The organism is Vibrio sp. SCP2 (assembly GCF_059295395.1).
In genome coordinates this window covers 58,382-73,780 of the sequence record NZ_JCAFVV010000014.1, presented here as the reverse complement: position 1 = coordinate 73,780, position 15,399 = coordinate 58,382, and the positions used below count along the sequence as shown (strand labels likewise).

General features: G+C 46.2%; 11 protein-coding genes. 9 read left to right on the top strand and 2 right to left on the bottom strand.

The genetic code is table 11. The features are described from left to right. The 7 genes from AC5O63_RS21405 to purF form a co-directional block, all read left to right on the top strand. On the top strand, positions 1 to 2,659 hold a 2,659-nt coding region (locus tag AC5O63_RS21405), incomplete at its 5' end, for a FimV/HubP family polar landmark protein (RefSeq protein ID WP_494506188.1). A 123-nt stretch (positions 2,660 to 2,782) separates the two neighbouring features. Continuing rightward, positions 2,783 to 3,577 carry a tRNA pseudouridine(38-40) synthase TruA gene (truA, locus tag AC5O63_RS21400; RefSeq protein WP_004747648.1) on the top strand — a complete coding sequence of 265 codons (795 nt, stop codon included), beginning with the start codon at positions 2,783 to 2,785 and terminating at the stop codon, positions 3,575 to 3,577. Positions 3,578 to 3,752: 175 nt separating this feature from the next. Continuing rightward, on the top strand, positions 3,753 to 4,679 hold the full coding sequence (gene accD, locus AC5O63_RS21395; RefSeq protein WP_004747649.1) for an acetyl-CoA carboxylase, carboxyltransferase subunit beta: 927 nt from the start codon (positions 3,753 to 3,755) through the stop codon (positions 4,677 to 4,679). A 44-nt stretch (positions 4,680 to 4,723) separates the two neighbouring features. After that, positions 4,724 to 5,989 carry a bifunctional tetrahydrofolate synthase/dihydrofolate synthase gene (folC, locus tag AC5O63_RS21390; protein ID WP_494506187.1) on the top strand — a complete coding sequence of 422 codons (1,266 nt, stop codon included), beginning with the start codon at positions 4,724 to 4,726 and terminating at the stop codon, positions 5,987 to 5,989. Then, positions 5,990 to 6,526, top strand: a complete 537-nt coding sequence (locus AC5O63_RS21385; protein ID WP_494506186.1) for an SPOR domain-containing protein — start codon at positions 5,990 to 5,992, stop codon at positions 6,524 to 6,526. Positions 6,527 to 6,589: 63 nt separating this feature from the next. Continuing rightward, positions 6,590 to 7,081: a CvpA family protein gene (locus AC5O63_RS21380; protein ID WP_004747653.1), complete on the top strand. Its 492-nt coding sequence runs from the start codon at positions 6,590 to 6,592 to the stop codon at positions 7,079 to 7,081. 34 nt (positions 7,082 to 7,115) lie between these two features. Continuing rightward, positions 7,116 to 8,630 (top strand): amidophosphoribosyltransferase, encoded by a 1,515-nt coding sequence (purF, locus tag AC5O63_RS21375; protein WP_494506185.1) that lies wholly within the window; start codon positions 7,116 to 7,118, stop codon positions 8,628 to 8,630. Positions 8,631 to 9,023: 393 nt separating this feature from the next. On the opposite strand, the gene znuB is transcribed toward purF, so the two are convergent. Then, positions 9,024 to 9,809, bottom strand: a complete 786-nt coding sequence (gene znuB / locus AC5O63_RS21370) for a zinc ABC transporter permease subunit ZnuB (RefSeq protein ID WP_494506184.1) — start codon at positions 9,807 to 9,809, stop codon at positions 9,024 to 9,026. Beyond that, positions 9,802 to 10,587 carry a zinc ABC transporter ATP-binding protein ZnuC gene (znuC, locus tag AC5O63_RS21365; RefSeq protein ID WP_494506183.1) on the bottom strand — a complete coding sequence of 262 codons (786 nt, stop codon included), beginning with the start codon at positions 10,585 to 10,587 and terminating at the stop codon, positions 9,802 to 9,804. The genes znuB and znuC overlap by 8 nt, the downstream gene beginning before the upstream one ends. An 80-nt stretch (positions 10,588 to 10,667) precedes the next feature. Between znuC and znuA the strand changes: the two genes are divergently transcribed. Then, the gene (znuA, locus tag AC5O63_RS21360; protein ID WP_494506182.1) at positions 10,668 to 11,555 is read left to right on the top strand and encodes a zinc ABC transporter substrate-binding protein ZnuA; all 888 of its coding nucleotides are present in this window, start codon (positions 10,668 to 10,670) and stop codon (positions 11,553 to 11,555) included. A 254-nt stretch (positions 11,556 to 11,809) separates the two neighbouring features. After that, entirely contained in the window at positions 11,810 to 15,067 is a 3,258-nt protein-coding gene (locus tag AC5O63_RS21355) for a helix-turn-helix domain-containing protein (protein WP_494506189.1), read from the top strand. Positions 15,068 to 15,399: the final 332 nt, after the last annotated feature.

Sequence of the window (15,399 nt, the reverse complement as noted above, 5' to 3'; positions counted from 1 at the left end):
AGAGACTCCAGAGACTCCAGAGACTCCAGAGACTCCAGAGACTCCAGAGACTCCAGAGACTCCAGAGACTCCAGAGACTCCAGAGACTCCAGAGACTCCAGAGACTCCAGAAATCGCTGAAGCAGTCGAAGATACTCTAGAAGCTCCTGAACCGAATCAGGAGCCAGTTGAAGCGAAACCTGCTGCTCCGATGCCAGAGGCGATACCAAATGAGTTTGGTGTCCCTCAAGATGATGATTGGCTGATTGACGATGAGCCCCAAGCCGAACAGCCTCAAGCAGAAGATAGCTTAGCGTCGCAAGCAGAAACTGAAGTAGAAGGCCCAGTTGAACTGGATTTACCTGATATTGCAGATGAAGATTTCTCTAAAGTCGCTGAAGAGCCTCAGTCAGAAGTCGTTGAAGAGCCTCAACCAGAAGTTGAAGCACCAGCTGCTGAACTCGAAGACGAGTCTGTTGAGCTAGATGATCTAGAGCTGCCAGAATTTGGTGAAGAAGAAGCGCTAGCCGAAGTTACCGAGCAGCCTCAGCTAGAAGTTGAAGCACCAACGGCGGAACTAGAAGACGAGTCGTTCGAGCTTGATGACCTTGAGCTACCAGAATTTGGTGAAGAAGAAGCATTAGCTGAAGTCGCTGAAGAGCCTCAACCACAAGTTGAAGCACCAGCTGCTGAACTCGCAGACGAGTCGTTCGAGCTTGATGATTTAGAGCTACCAGAGTTTGGTGAAGAAGAAGCATTGGCTGAAGTCGCTGAAGAGCCTGAGCCAGAAGTTGAAGCACCCACTGCGGAACTTGCAGACGAGTCTTTCGAGCTTGATGACCTAGAGCTTCCAGAATTTGGTGAAGAAGAAGCGCTAGCTGAAGTCGCTGAAGAGCCTCAACCAGAGATTGAAGCACCAACGGCAGAACTCGAAGACGAAGCATTCGAGCTTGATGATTTAGAGCTGCCAGAATTTGGCGAACAAGAAGCATTGGCTGAAGTCGCTGAAGAGCCTCAGCCAGAGATTGAAGCACCAACTGCTGAACTCGCAGACGAGTCGTTCGAGCTAGACGACCTTGAGCTACCAGAATTTGGTGAAGAAGAAGCATTAGCTGAAGTCGCTGAAGAGCCTCAACCAGAAGTTGAAGCGCCAACGGCAGAACTCGAAGACGAGTCGTTCGAACTTGATGACCTAGAGCTACCAGAATTTGGCGAACAAGACGCATTGGCTGAAGTCGCTGAAGAGCCTCTGCCAGAAGTTGAAGCTCCAAGCGCTGAACTAGCTGACGAGTCGTTCGAGCTAGATGATCTAGAGCTACCAGAGTTTGGTGAAGAAGAAGCATTAGCAGAAGTCGCTGAAGAGCCTCAACCAGAAGCTGAAGCACCAACGGCAGAACTCGAAGACGAGTCGTTCGATCTAGATGACTTAGAGCTACCAGAATTTGGCGAACAAGAAGCATTGGCTGAAGGCGCTGAAGAGCCTCTGCCAGAAGTTGAAGCTCCAAGCGCTGAACTAGCAGATGAAGCATTCGAGCTTGATGACTTAGAGTTGCCAGAGTTTGGTGAGGAAGAAGCATTAGCTGAAGTCGCTGAAGAGCCTCAGCCAGAAACTGAAGCACCAACGGCAGACCTCGTAGAGGAGCCGCTTGAGCTTGATGACCTAGAGCTACCAGAGTTCGGTGAAGATGAAGCATTAGCGGAATCCGCTGAAGAGCGTCAGCCAGAGATTGAAGCACCAACTGCTGAACTAGCAGACGAGTCGTTCGAGCTTGATGATCTAGAGTTGCCAGAGTTTGGTGAAGAAGAAGCTTTAGCTGATGTCGCTGATGAACCTCTATTAGACAGTGAAGCTCCAGTAGCGGAGCAGAGCAATGAGTCGATTGAGATTGCTGAAGCTGATCTTCCTCAATACAACGAAGAAGACGCGCTGGATGATCTTGAACCAACCAGTGACGAACTGACGCAAGATGATTTTGAGTTAGAGCCTGTTGAGCTTCCTGAGCTGAGCGAGATTCCTTCGGAAAATGTTGCTCCATCTGCACAAGAGATTGACCTAGCTCATCAAGACTACGATGAGAAAGCGTTTGATGAGCTGCTATCGGAAGAACAGCCGGAAACAGCGAACTTCTCGTTTGATGCCCCGATAGATGCCACCACTTCTGACAGTGCGGGCATGGATATCGATGCCATGCTTGAAATGGGAGAGGATTGGAATGGATTCAATCTGTCACCTGAGCAGCAGGCAAGTATTCCTGATGAGATTCCAGAAGATGAGGCGGATGTTTGGGCGCAAGATAATCAACCAGAACAAGCGCAGATACTGGATGAAAACTGGGAAGATCAGCCAGAGCTTGAAGAGTTTAACCCAAATGATAACAGCTACAGAACCATTGACGAGTTAATGGCGGAAGTTGAGTCTGAGGAAGAACAAGCGATTGATGATGAGCTTAAGCTCGATGTCGGTTTGAATGACTTCCCTGATGTGATTGGCGATATTGGTGATGCGGCTGACGTTGATGCCAATGCAGAAGCTGCCGGCAAACTAGACCTAGCTAAAATCTACGTTGAGATGAGTGATGCTCAAGGGGCGATTAAGCTGCTAGAAGAGGCGATCGTTGACGGAAGTGATGAGATTCGCCGAGAAGCGAAGAACCTGATTGATACCATCAATAAGGGCTAGGTGATTCTAGATATAGAGTGAAAAGGGGGCTGCTGTTTAGCCCCCTTGTTTTTTGGTATATACTGCCGCCCCCAAGATTTGGTCACCAGACCTTATTAGCAACAATTCAACGAGAACATCCTGATGAGAATTGCTTTAGGCATCGAATACAACGGCACTCAATATTTTGGTTGGCAACGCCAGCGAGAAGTAAAAAGCGTACAAGAAAAACTAGAACGCGCATTGAGTATCGTTGCAAACCACCCTATTGAAGTCCAATGTGCGGGTCGTACTGACGCAGGTGTACACGGTACAGGGCAGGTGGTTCATTTCGATACCACAGCAACGCGTAAAATGGTCGCTTGGACGATGGGAGCCAACGCGAATCTGCCAGACGATATCGCTGTGCGCTGGGCAAAAGAAGTGCCTGAAGAGTTTCACGCGCGCTTCTCTGCGACCGCTCGTCGTTATCGCTACATCATTTTTAATAGCGCGTTGAGGCCGGGTATTCTTTCATCGGGTGTTAGCCACTATCACGGTGAGTTGGATGAAAACAAGATGCATCAAGCCGCGCAGTACCTACTGGGTGAAAACGACTTCACATCTTTTAGAGCGACGCATTGCCAATCACGCAGTCCTTGGCGCAATATGATGCACATTAATGTGACGCGCCATAACCAGTATGTCGTGATCGATATTAAAGCCAATGCATTTGTTCACCATATGGTTCGAAACATTACAGGTAGCTTGATTTGTGTTGGCCGAGGCGAACAGAAACCAGAGTGGATAAAAGAGCTACTGGAGATCAAAGATCGTAAGCAAGCAGGGGCAACGGCGAAAGCGGAAGGCTTGTACTTGGTGGATGTTGATTACCCAGAAGAATTCCAATTGCCAAGAGTGCCGATTGGACCACTATTTTTGCCAGACAATTTGAACTAAACCGTGGTAAATTGTCGAACTAATCAGGTCTTTAGTGTGTGAGGAATTGATTCAAGAAATAGGTACAACCAGTTTTTTGTCTACACTTGGCATTTAATATGCTTTAATCCTCACGCGTAAATTCAGAATTTGTATCCCTCGCTTTAGGCGCGGGAGTAGAGAGAAAAGGTCTTCCATGAGTTGGCTTGAAAAGATTTTAGAAAAAAGCAACATCGTTAGTTCACGTAAAGCGTCTATCCCTGAAGGGGTTTGGACTAAATGTACTTCATGTGAACAGGTGCTTTACCACGCTGAACTAGAGCGTAACCTAGAAGTATGTCCGAAATGTGACCATCACATGCGTATGAGAGCGCGTCGTCGCCTTGAAACATTCCTAGACGAAGATAATCGTGTAGAGATTGCCGACGAGCTTGAGCCGCAAGATAAACTGAAGTTCAGAGACTCGAAGAAATACAAAGATCGTATTTCTGCGGCTCAGAAAAGCAGTGGCGAAAAAGATGCATTAGTTGTAATGAAAGGTGAGCTTCTTGGTCAGCCTATCGTTGCGTGTGCATTCGACTTCTCTTTCATGGGCGGTTCAATGGGCTCTGTTGTTGGTGCGCGTTTTGTTCGTGCAGCAGAAGCAGCAATGGAAGCAAACTGTGGTCTAGTGTGTTTCTCAGCAAGTGGTGGTGCACGTATGCAAGAGGCGCTAATGTCTCTAATGCAAATGGCAAAAACCAGTGCGGCGCTAGAGCGTATGTCTGCAAAAGGCCTACCATTTATCTCAGTAATGACTGACCCTACTATGGGTGGTGTTTCTGCGAGTTTAGCGATGCTGGGTGATATCAACATCGGTGAGCCAAAAGCACTGATCGGTTTTGCAGGTCGTCGTGTTATTGAACAAACAGTACGTGAAGACCTACCGGAAGGTTTCCAGCGTAGTGAATTCTTACTAGAGCACGGTGCAATCGATATGATCGTTGACCGCCGTGAAATGCGTCAACGCATTGGTAGCCTGATGGCGAAGATGAACAACAATCCATCACCTTTGGTGGTTTCTGTTAACGATTCGCCAAATGAAGCTGCTTATTCTGTACCAGAAGCAGACGAAAAAGGGTAAAGTAACTCACTAACAAGCAACCACAATCAATTGGTTATAGTTAGATGAGTCAAAGCCAAATTCCTCAAGCCACATCACCACTGTCGATGTGGCTTGATTATTTAACCAACATCCACACTTCTGCGATAGAGCTAGGTCTAGACCGCGTTCAAGCTGTTGCTCAATCAGCAAACCTTACTAAACCGGCTCCTACTGTTATTACCGTTGCTGGTACTAATGGTAAAGGTTCTACTTGTGCCTTAATGGAAGCGATCTTACTTGATGCTGGCTACTCTGTCGGTGTCTACAGTTCCCCTCATCTTATTCGTTACAACGAACGTGTTCGTATCAATGGCGAAGATCTTAGTGATGAAAAGCATGCGCAAGCGTTTGATTTTATCGAGAAACAGCGCGGCGAAATCAGTCTAAGCTTATTCGAATATGGCACCTTAGCTGCCTTGCGCCTTTTCCAAACAGAGAAAGTAGATGTTGTTCTGCTTGAAGTGGGTTTAGGTGGCCGCTTAGATGCGACCAATGTGGTGGATCATGATGTTTCAGTGATTACTAGCCTAGCTATCGACCATGTTGATTGGCTCGGTGATGATATCAATGTGATCGGCTTTGAGAAGGCGGGTATTTTCCGCAGTGGTAAACCTGCTATTTGTGGTCAGCCTAAAGCGCCTGCGACCGTCGCAGCGCACGCTGATGATATTGGTGCAGAGTTTTACCCTGTAGATATTCAATACAGCTACAAACTGCAAAGCGAGTCGGTTTGGCAGTGGACTCACGGAAGCTACACCCTCGACGATCTCCCTGTCCCAGGTTTACCGCTACAAAATGCGGCGACTGCACTTATGGCTCTGGCGACTGCGAACTTAGACCTAAGCGATGTGAACATCGTGAATGGTCTTAGAAACGCCCAATTACCCGGTCGTATGCAAGTGATCAGTACAGAGCCAACAATCTTGTTAGATGTTGCGCACAACCCGCACTCTGCAGAGTACTTAGTTGAACGCGTTGGGCAAAAATACCAAGGTAAGAATATTCATACCGTGGTGGCAATGCTGCATGATAAAGACGTTGAAGCGACGCTCAATGCGCTAAGGCCAATTGCTGCTAATTGGTATCCTGCGTCTCTTTCTGGTCCACGATCGGCGAGTTCTGAAGAGCTATGTCAGTATCTTCCGTCAGGAACAACCCAGTATCCAAACCCAGTTGAAGCATTTGAAGCTGCTTTGACAAACGCAACGCCACAAGATGTCATCCTCGTCGTTGGTTCTTTCCACACTGTGGGTGAAGTGCTAGAGCATTGGCAAAACAAAGGTGAATAAATGGCAAGCAAATTTCAGAGCCGTCTCGTTGGAACCATTATCCTTGTCGCAATAGGGATTATTGTTTTACCCGACGTTTTAGATGGCAAGAAAACCCATTACAAAGAAGAAATCGCGAGCATCCCCCTTAAGCCGGAACTCGACAGCGAGCTTGAAAGCTTTGAGATACTCGATCCGGTTGATGATAGCCAAAACTTACCAGAGACGCCGGTTGAAGTCGTGGTCACTCAGGAGCCTGTTGCTGAAGATAAACCACTGCCAGTGGCGATAAAAGAAGTCTCAGAGCGTAATGAGTACCAAGATAGCGCGTGGATCGTCCAGCTCATGGCATTGAAGAATGCTGACAACGCCAAAAATCTGGTTAAGGATCTACAAAAGCGCGGTTATCAGGCACACACTAAACCCGAAAATGGTTTTACCCGAGTCATTATTGGTCCTGATGTTTCAAAGAGTAAGCTTGAGCGCCAGATCATCGAACTGGAAAAAATTACCGGTTCAAAAGGTCAATTGCTCAAATTTAAACCACTAAATCCATAAGAAAACGTTTGCGTCAGCGTTTTTTCTGTTAAAATGCGCGCCAACTTAAGATGTAAGTACAGAATGAATCCGTTAGATATTGTCATTTTAGGTGTGATCGGCCTGTCGGCTTTGATCAGTTTAGTTCGTGGTTTCGCTAAAGAAGCGTTGTCATTAGTGATTTGGTTTGGAGCGTTTTTTATCGCGAGTCAGTACTACGCGAAACTAGCGGTCTACTTTACCAATATCCAAGATGACATGTTCCGCAACGGTGCCGCGATAGCAGCCTTGTTTATTGCCACATTAATTGTTGGTGCTCTCGTCAACTACGTGATCGCCCAACTGGTGCAAAAAACAGGTTTGTCGGGAACAGATAGAGTATTGGGCGTCGTCTTTGGCGGTTTGCGTGGTGTTCTTATTGTGTCTGCCGGGCTATTTTTTATGGATGCGTTTACATCGTTTCCAGATTCACAGTGGTGGAAAGGTTCGCAACTGGTGCCGGAGTTTAGCCGTGTCATTGCGCCTTTCTTTGAACACTTACAAGCAACATCTAGTTTCTTATCTGGCGCGCTATAACGCGCCAGTCATTGTCAAAATCGAGGGTTAGGACATGTGTGGTATTGTTGGAATCGTGGGCACTTCGCCTGTAAACCAGTCTATCTATGATGCATTGACGGTATTGCAGCATCGTGGCCAAGATGCCGCGGGTATTTGTACCATAGAAAGCAATCGTTTTCGTCTGAGAAAAGCGAACGGTTTGGTGAAGGATGTGTTTGAAGCAAAACACATGCAAAGACTCCAAGGCAACGTAGGTATCGGCCATGTTCGTTACCCAACGGCAGGCAGTTCAAGCGCGTCAGAAGCTCAACCTTTCTATGTAAACTCTCCATTTGGTATCACGCTAGCGCACAACGGTAACCTTACCAATGCGTCTGAAGTCCGTGAAAAACTGTTTGAGAAAGACCGTCGTCATGTAAACACAACTTCAGATTCTGAAGTGTTACTTAACGTACTTGCTCATGAAATTGATACCGTAAAAGGTAACGTAACGGCTGACGATGTATTCCGCGCAGTCACCAACGTTCACCGTACTATCCGTGGTGCATACGCAGTAACAGCGATGATCATCGGTCACGGTATGGTAGCGTTTCGCGACCCTAACGGCATTCGCCCTCTATGCCTAGGTAAACGTGAAGTGGCAGGCAGAACTGAATACATGGTTGCCTCAGAGTCAGTAGCGCTAGATGCGGTTGGTTTTGACTTCCTACGTGACGTTGCACCTGGTGAAGCGATTTACGCGACATTTGATGGTCAACTGCATACTAAGCAGTGCGCTGATAACCCTACACTCAACCCATGTATCTTTGAATTCGTTTACTTTGCACGTCCTGACTCATTTATCGACAAAATCTCGGTATACAGCGCACGCGTTGAAATGGGTAAAAAGCTCGGTGACCGCATCCGTGACGAGTACGGCCACCTAGATATCGATGTGGTAATTCCAATTCCAGAAACATCATGTGATATCGCACTACAGATTGCTCAGGCGATTGATAAGCCATACCGCCAAGGTTTCGTGAAAAACCGCTACGTTGGCCGTACTTTCATTATGCCGGGTCAGCAGCAACGTAAGAAGTCTGTACGCCGTAAACTAAACGCGATTCGTTCTGAGTTTAAAGATAAGAACGTACTGCTAGTCGATGACTCTATTGTACGTGGTACTACGTCTGAGCAAATCATCGAGATGGCTCGCGACTCAGGTGCGAAGAAAGTCTTCATGGTATCGGCTGCACCAGAAATTCGCTTCCCGAACGTGTACGGAATCGACATGCCAAGCGCAACTGAGCTAATCGCTCACGGCCGTGATAATGACGCAATCTGTAAGCAAATTGGTGCTGATGAACTTATCTTCCAAACCATCGATGACCTAGTCGACGCAGTTGGCATGGGTAACCGTGATGTTGAGAAGTTTGAAACGTCAGTATTCAGTGGCGAATACGTTACAGGCGATATCGACCAAGCTTACCTAGACTTCCTAGAGTCTCTACGTAGCGATGACGCGAAAGTACAACGCGAGATCCAGCAAGACCTAGCAAACCTGGAGTTGCATAACGAAGGCGCGTAAGAGCGGAGGCGGGAACGGGCTTCGCCCTATGGAGCGCTCCGCTGCTGGAAAGCTAGATAAAAGCCGATGCTAATGCATCGGTTTTTTTGCTTTTGGGAACGGACTTCGTCCTACGGAACGTTTCGCTCGGGAATCGAGATGTGATTGCGGTGTTCTTAGCGATCTAGATACTATTCCAGAAAAAACGCTACGGTTATTCCATAGAACGACGAAGGAGTGAGTAGGGAATCTCGGTATGTTATCTACTGGTTAGAAGAGATTCCCAACTCGTTCGTGCCTCACTCTGAGGATGACTGTATTAAGAGGGCTGACGTGATAGCCAGCCCTGCAACCTTTCTAGTTCTCTAGTTTTCCAGTTCTCCACAGGACGAAGTCCGTTCCCTCATCCCTATCTTAGTTCTTAACCCGATAAAGCTGACTCAACATAAACATTGCTGTTGCGCTGATAACCACAGATGGGCCAGCAGGGGTGTCGTAGTGCCAAGACATACTCAAACCAAGTAGAACTGCAATTGCACCAATGATAGAGGCGAGCAGTGCCATTTGCTCAGGCGCTTTGGCAAAGCGGCGCGCGGTTGCGGCAGGGATGATCAATAGTGACGTCATAATCAGTGCACCAACGAACTTCATGCCAATCGCGATTACAAGGCCAACCATGAGCATCAAGATCAAGCGCATTAAATCGACGTTGTGACCTTCTACTGCTGCTAAGTCTTCATTAACTGTCGTGGACAGCAGAGAACGCCAAAACAGGGCGAGTACCGAAGAAACGATAGCAACGCCGATATAAATGTAGACAAGGTCTTCAGGTGTTACTGCTAACAAGTCACCAAATAGATAACTCATTAAATCAATACGCACGTTATCAAGGAAGCTGACCGCGACTAAACCAAGCGATAGGGCACTGTGGGCAAGAATACCGAGTAGGGTATCAGTGGCAACAAGCTGCTGTTTTTGCAAGGTGACTAAGATAACCGCTAGCGCCAGACAGCAAACCGTCAGTGCTAGGTATAGGTTAATATCTAACAAGAAGCCGAGTGCCAGCCCCATTAGAGATGCGTGAGCCAGCGTATCGCCAAAGTAGGCCATACGACGCCAAACGACAAATGAGCCTAAAGGTCCGGCGATTAATGCGATACCTAAGCCCGCCAAAATGGAAGGAAGTAAAAATTCAATCATGATGATGACCGTGAGAATGATTTGAACAATTGTCAGCATCACCGTCGACGGGATCGCCAGCGAGATCATGATGGTGATGGTTGTGCTGGTGGTGATAGAAGGCAAATGGCTGCTGATGGGTATGACCAAACAGCGCGATATAACTTGGGTGCTGCGCAATATCAGCGGGCGCGCCAGAGCAGCAGACATGGTGGTTAATACATACCACGTCATCTGTTTTTGCCATCACCAAGTGCAAATCGTGAGAAACCATAAACACGGCGCAGTTAAAGCGATGACGAATGGTATCGATCAGCTCATACAAATCAATCTGGCCTTGAACGTCGACACCTTGTGCTGGTTCATCCAATACCAAGATATCAGGGCGTTGCAGTAGTGCTCGTGCAAGAAGAACGCGTTGGTTCTCCCCACCTGATAAAGAATGCATGTTGCTTTTCAGCAGATGCTCAGCACCGACTAGCTTTAAGGCATCGTTCAGTTCTTGTTTACTGTATTTGCCCGCTAAGCGCAGAAAGCGCTCGACATTCAGAGGCAATGAGTCATTAAGCCTAAGTTTTTGCGGTACATAACCGATCTTCAACCCTTTTGGCTTGGTGACTTTTCCGCTGAAGGCTTTCTGTAGACCAAGAAGCACTTTAACCAGAGTAGATTTTCCTGCTCCGTTCGGGCCTATTAGTGTGGTTATCTCGCCTCTGTTAAGACGAAGAGAAATGTTATCAAGTACTTTTCGTTCACCAAATTGAACGCAAATATTATTGAGTTCGACTAGAGTCGACATGAATGGAACTCATTTGCAATTGACTAATGTTATAATGTAACATTTATTCACTCTTATAACTAGTCGGTAATCATCATAATATGAAACGTTTTCTAACGGCTTGCGCGATTGTACTCGCAAGTACGTCTATTGCCCAAGCATCAACCGTTCTAACCAGTATCAAACCAATTCAGCTGATCACAGTTGAGTTGACAAAAAACATCTCGCGACCTGATGTACTCCTTGGTTCCAATACCTCACCTCATGACTATGCATTGCGTCCTTCAGACGTAAAACGCCTACGAAATGCCGATCTCGTTGTTTGGTACGGTAATGACTTGGAACCGTTTTTAACCAAAGTCCTTAAAGATCAAAACAATGTACTGACATTGAGTGATATCAATGGGTTAGAGTTGCGTGAATTTGCTGGTGGTCATCACGACCATCATGGTCACGACGGCCATGAGCATGGTTCTCACGATCCTCACTTTTGGTTAGGCTATAAACCGACAATGCAAGTGGCTGAAGCGATCACGCAAAAACTTGTTGAATTAGATGCGACCAACAAAGCTGAGTACGTAAAAAATCTAGAAGCGTTTAAGCAGCAGTTAACCGAACAGAAAGCTGCTATCACTAAACAGTTAGCGCCAGTTGCTGATGCGGGCTACTATGTCTTCCATGATGCATATGGTTATTTTGAGCAAGATTTCCCTCTTAATCACCTTGGTTACTTTACGGTGAGCCCAGAACGCAAACCAGGCGCGAAAACACTGATCTCTATCCGTAAAACGCTAGCGGCTGAACAAGCGCGATGTGTATTTTCAGAGCCTCAATTTACGCCAGCGGTGGTTGAATCAGTCACTCGTGGTAGTAACGCTAAAACAGGTGTCCTAGATCCATTGGGTATTGATGTCGAAGCGGTTGAAGGTGGCTACTTTAAGTTTAAGCAAAACCTTGCTGATAGTTTTAGCAACTGCTTAACACACTAAATATGACATTCAGCCAAAGGATTGTGCCTTTGGCTGGCATATTATCTGTGAACTCATCGAAAAACTTACCAACTATTTCCTTTCCTTACTTGTTAATCCCCCGATTTCCTAGATAATTATTATCACAAAATAACAATAGAGCTATCAGGCTCAGCGTACCAAAGAATTGGTCTTTTTTATCTGCTGCTAGGAAATGGATTATCTTGAGTAAGATTGCAACTTTGCTGCTTTTTCTCCTCTATACGGGAGTGACGATGGCGGCAAACACGTCACCTAAGCTGTTTTATCCTTTGCCAACTTTAGCGCAGGGGAAGGTGTTCGCTGCCAAGCAATTATTCCTTGCTGATGAGGGAGGAATTTGGCTGCAAGACGTACGCGATCAAGTGTTGTTCTTCGATGGTCAACATATCCTTCCAGAGAAAGGTTCGGCGCTCGATCATGAAGCGTCGCAAATCGCTTTTCTAGACAACGCATTTTGGTCATTTTTCCAAAACGAAATCTACCGTACTGTTCCTAATCAAGAGAAGGAGTTGGTGTTTAGTTTAACGCCCGGTACAGAGATCCTAAAAATCGGTTCGTCCAAGCGTTATATCTGGGTATCTGATGAACGTAATTTTTATACCTATCAAATTGATAGTGGCGAGTTTCAAACCTTCTCCTTGATGGAGTTGTATCAGTACAACCAGTCATCTCAAATCGCAATTAATGACGCTAAGTTTATTTTCTCTAAGTGGGTGGTGGCGACCAATGCAGGAGTTTATCTCTCTGAAGGGAGTCATTTTGAGCATGTTTCAAGTTCTGGCAAAAACTATGTGGAAAAGCTCTACTTCTCTGAAAAGCGACGTGAACTGATCATTGGCTCATTGAATGGCGCGCTGATTTTCAATATCAACAAGCCGAATGAGCCAGTTCGCACCATAGCAGGTAGCCATGTACTGAGTATTACCGAAACGGATCAAGAGTACTGGATTGGCACCGAAAAAGGTCTGTTTGTTTATACCTTCTTGACTGGCGAAACCCAAAAATTTGAGCAGGGGATTGGCGCAGGCAATAGTTTAGCGGGCGAAAAGATCTACTCTCTTCTCAACGATAATACCGGTGGGATCTGGGTCGCCACCGATCGCGGTGTTCGCTATTTTTCTCTCTACTCGCATAAGTTTACCCGTTATTCAAATGAAGATATGTCAGTTGTGAGCCGAGGAGAAAAGCTCGTCGAGCTTTATCGTAGTAAAGGGCGGGACGGTTATTGGCTACTAACCAACAAAGGCGTATTTAAGCTAAATCTAGTTAAACCGTCTTCACGAAAACTGGTATTTCGCGGCAGAGTGCACGATGTAGAAGAACATAATGGTGTTCTGTGGTTGGCTACCGATAAAGGTATTGTCTGTGTTAATGCAGATACGGGAGAGGTTATCGATGATGACTTGCCCAACTTCCTAAAAACTAACACGGTGAGATTCCTAGAGTTTAACCACGGCAAAATGATTTGGGGTGCAAGTGATACCCAACTGTGGAGTTTCGATCTGGTCAGTCGCAAGCTTACACAGTATGGCTCTGAATGGATGATCGACAAATATCTTCCTGCTCAGTTAACCAATATGTACGTGACTTCTCAAGACTATGTGACGTTAGGAACCGAACATGGGATGTATGTCGTCCGTGATGGTCAGATTAGTTTTGTGGGGGAAAGTATCCCATTTGGTGAAGTGATTGATGCGGTTCAGCCATCAGAGAGTGAGCTTTGGGTAGCCAGTCGCTATGGGCTGTATCGCTTAGATTTGTTCACTAATAATGTCGATCCCATTGATATGGTTGATGGCCACGTAACACCAAAATGCTTGATTCAAAATCAAGACGGCATTTGGTTGACCTCATCCACGGGGCTTTCCCGTTACACACCTCAAGGCTCACTGACCCAGCATTATGGCGAACCATTTGGTGTCATCAGCAACGAATTTTTGCCGGGTGTGTGTACTTTTGGCAGCGACAGCGAAAAAAACATTTTCTTAGGGGCTGATAGCAGCCTAGTGAAAGTGAATACCCAGCAATTAGTGGTGAGTCGTTTACCCGATACACGTGTGATATTTAGCCAAATCAAGCGCAATCAAAAGCTTTTTTCCTTAGCCAATACGGTGCAAGAAACACCACAAATTGGCTATGGAGAGTCGATTTTTTTCCAGTTTGGCTTTCTGCCGAGTGCTAGCAACATCAATCTTGAATATCGCTTGAACCAAAGTAGTGACTGGCAGGCACTGGACGGCAGTACCTTGACCATTGAACACCTCATGCCCGGGGAATATAGCCTAGAGGTTCGCGCCGTCAGGAATGGGCGAGTAAAAGGCAATAGCAACAGCTATCAGTTTTTGGTCACCGAACCTTGGTTTCTTAGTCACATTGCGATAGTTACTTACGTACTTGCGGTACTGGTTGTTATCGCGGTTATCGTTTACTGGCGTTCACGTTTAATGGCGAAGTCAAACCGCTTGCTTAAAGCCCAAGTGGCACTCAAAACCAATCAGCTACGTCATCAAAGCCGAGTTTTGCTCGGCAACAACAATCAACTGCGTAAGCAGCTTGAAGTGCGTTGGTTGATTTATAGTCAGTCTGTCAATGAGTTAAAAGAGCGGCTTAACACAACTGCTTCTAACTCGTTAAGCCATGAGCAGCTTATTGGCTATATGCAGCAAGAGCTAGAAACGTTAATCAATGTGCGTTCAACGAATGGGCAAGCTCTCCCTGTATTTAATCTCACCATGATCGTGAATTCGGTGATTAGTAGTTGGAAAGATGAGCTAGCCAAGGTGGGAGTCAATGTTGAGCTTGAATCTGACCAAGAGCTATTTATAGGCCTGAATGACTTTAATCTTGATGAGCTATTTAACCTACTGTTTGATGGTATTTTAAGACGCTGCTATCGCAATCAAACGGTAGTGATTCAGTTAGCGCAAAAAGAGGGGATGGTAGTCTTCTCTATGCTAGATCAAGGTGATGCCTTTGACTCTAATTCTGGTAGCGTGACATCATCAGATAACTTGCATAAGCTTGTCATGCAAAGTGGTGGTGAGATGAGCTTGTTTAGTTCTGAGGATCGCAACCTATTGGAAATCAGTTGGCAAGAGAGTGTCTCTTTCGAGAACAACCCGATTGTGATGCCAGCAGACGAAGAGTGCGCTGAACTTGTCCACGATGACCCTTGGCTATCAAAGGTGATTCAATTGGTTGATGACCACTATACCGATCCTGAATTTAGTACCTCTTCTGCGGCTAAGATGCTCTACGTATCGGAGCGAAGCCTACAGCGTAGGCTTAAATCATCAATAGAGAAAACCTTCACTGAGTATTTGACAGAGGTGCGTTTAGACAACGCCTGTCGTCGATTACTTGCAGGGGAAAAGGTCTCGGATGTTGCCTTTGAGTGCGGATTTAATGACCCTTCTTACTTTAGCCAAAGGTTTAAGCACCGTTTTGGCATGTCACCTACCCAGTTTGTTGAGCAACAAAGCCGCTACTAGCTAGAAAGAGCGATCAGCTAGTACCGCTGTCCTATAGTACCGCGTGAGCAATACGCGGTAAGGCAGTTATTTCATACGCTTGTTACCCCATGCCAGCAACTAGCTCGCTGCAATCTATCCCTTGTGCTAAGCGATTTTTCCTGCCTAATTATTTAAACGCCTATGTATCCCGATTGGTATAAACATCTATGTACCGCAACTGGGATTAGAACTGTGTTGAAATTACGATGTAAATCTTCATTAAGCGTATTGGACAAGAGTTAATGGCTATAATCGCTTGCGTGAATTGCGTGAATTGCGTGAATTGCGTGAATTGCGTGAATTGCTTAGAG

What these genes read in the sequence shown, in the direction of transcription:
- znuB (WP_494506184.1), bottom strand. Translation starts at nt 9,809, where the DNA reads ATGATTGAATTTTTACTTCCTTCCATTTTGGCGGGCTTAGGTATCGCA.
- AC5O63_RS21380 (WP_004747653.1), top strand. Translation starts at nt 6,590, where the DNA reads ATGAATCCGTTAGATATTGTCATTTTAGGTGTGATCGGCCTGTCGGCT.
- znuA (WP_494506182.1), top strand. Translation starts at nt 10,668, where the DNA reads ATGAAACGTTTTCTAACGGCTTGCGCGATTGTACTCGCAAGTACGTCT.
- znuC (WP_494506183.1), bottom strand. Translation starts at nt 10,587, where the DNA reads ATGTCGACTCTAGTCGAACTCAATAATATTTGCGTTCAATTTGGTGAA.
- folC (WP_494506187.1), top strand. Translation starts at nt 4,724, where the DNA reads ATGAGTCAAAGCCAAATTCCTCAAGCCACATCACCACTGTCGATGTGG.
- purF (WP_494506185.1), top strand. Translation starts at nt 7,116, where the DNA reads ATGTGTGGTATTGTTGGAATCGTGGGCACTTCGCCTGTAAACCAGTCT.
- accD (WP_004747649.1), top strand. Translation starts at nt 3,753, where the DNA reads ATGAGTTGGCTTGAAAAGATTTTAGAAAAAAGCAACATCGTTAGTTCA.
- truA (WP_004747648.1), top strand. Translation starts at nt 2,783, where the DNA reads ATGAGAATTGCTTTAGGCATCGAATACAACGGCACTCAATATTTTGGT.
- AC5O63_RS21355 (WP_494506189.1), top strand. Translation starts at nt 11,810, where the DNA reads ATGGCGGCAAACACGTCACCTAAGCTGTTTTATCCTTTGCCAACTTTA.
- AC5O63_RS21385 (WP_494506186.1), top strand. Translation starts at nt 5,990, where the DNA reads ATGGCAAGCAAATTTCAGAGCCGTCTCGTTGGAACCATTATCCTTGTC.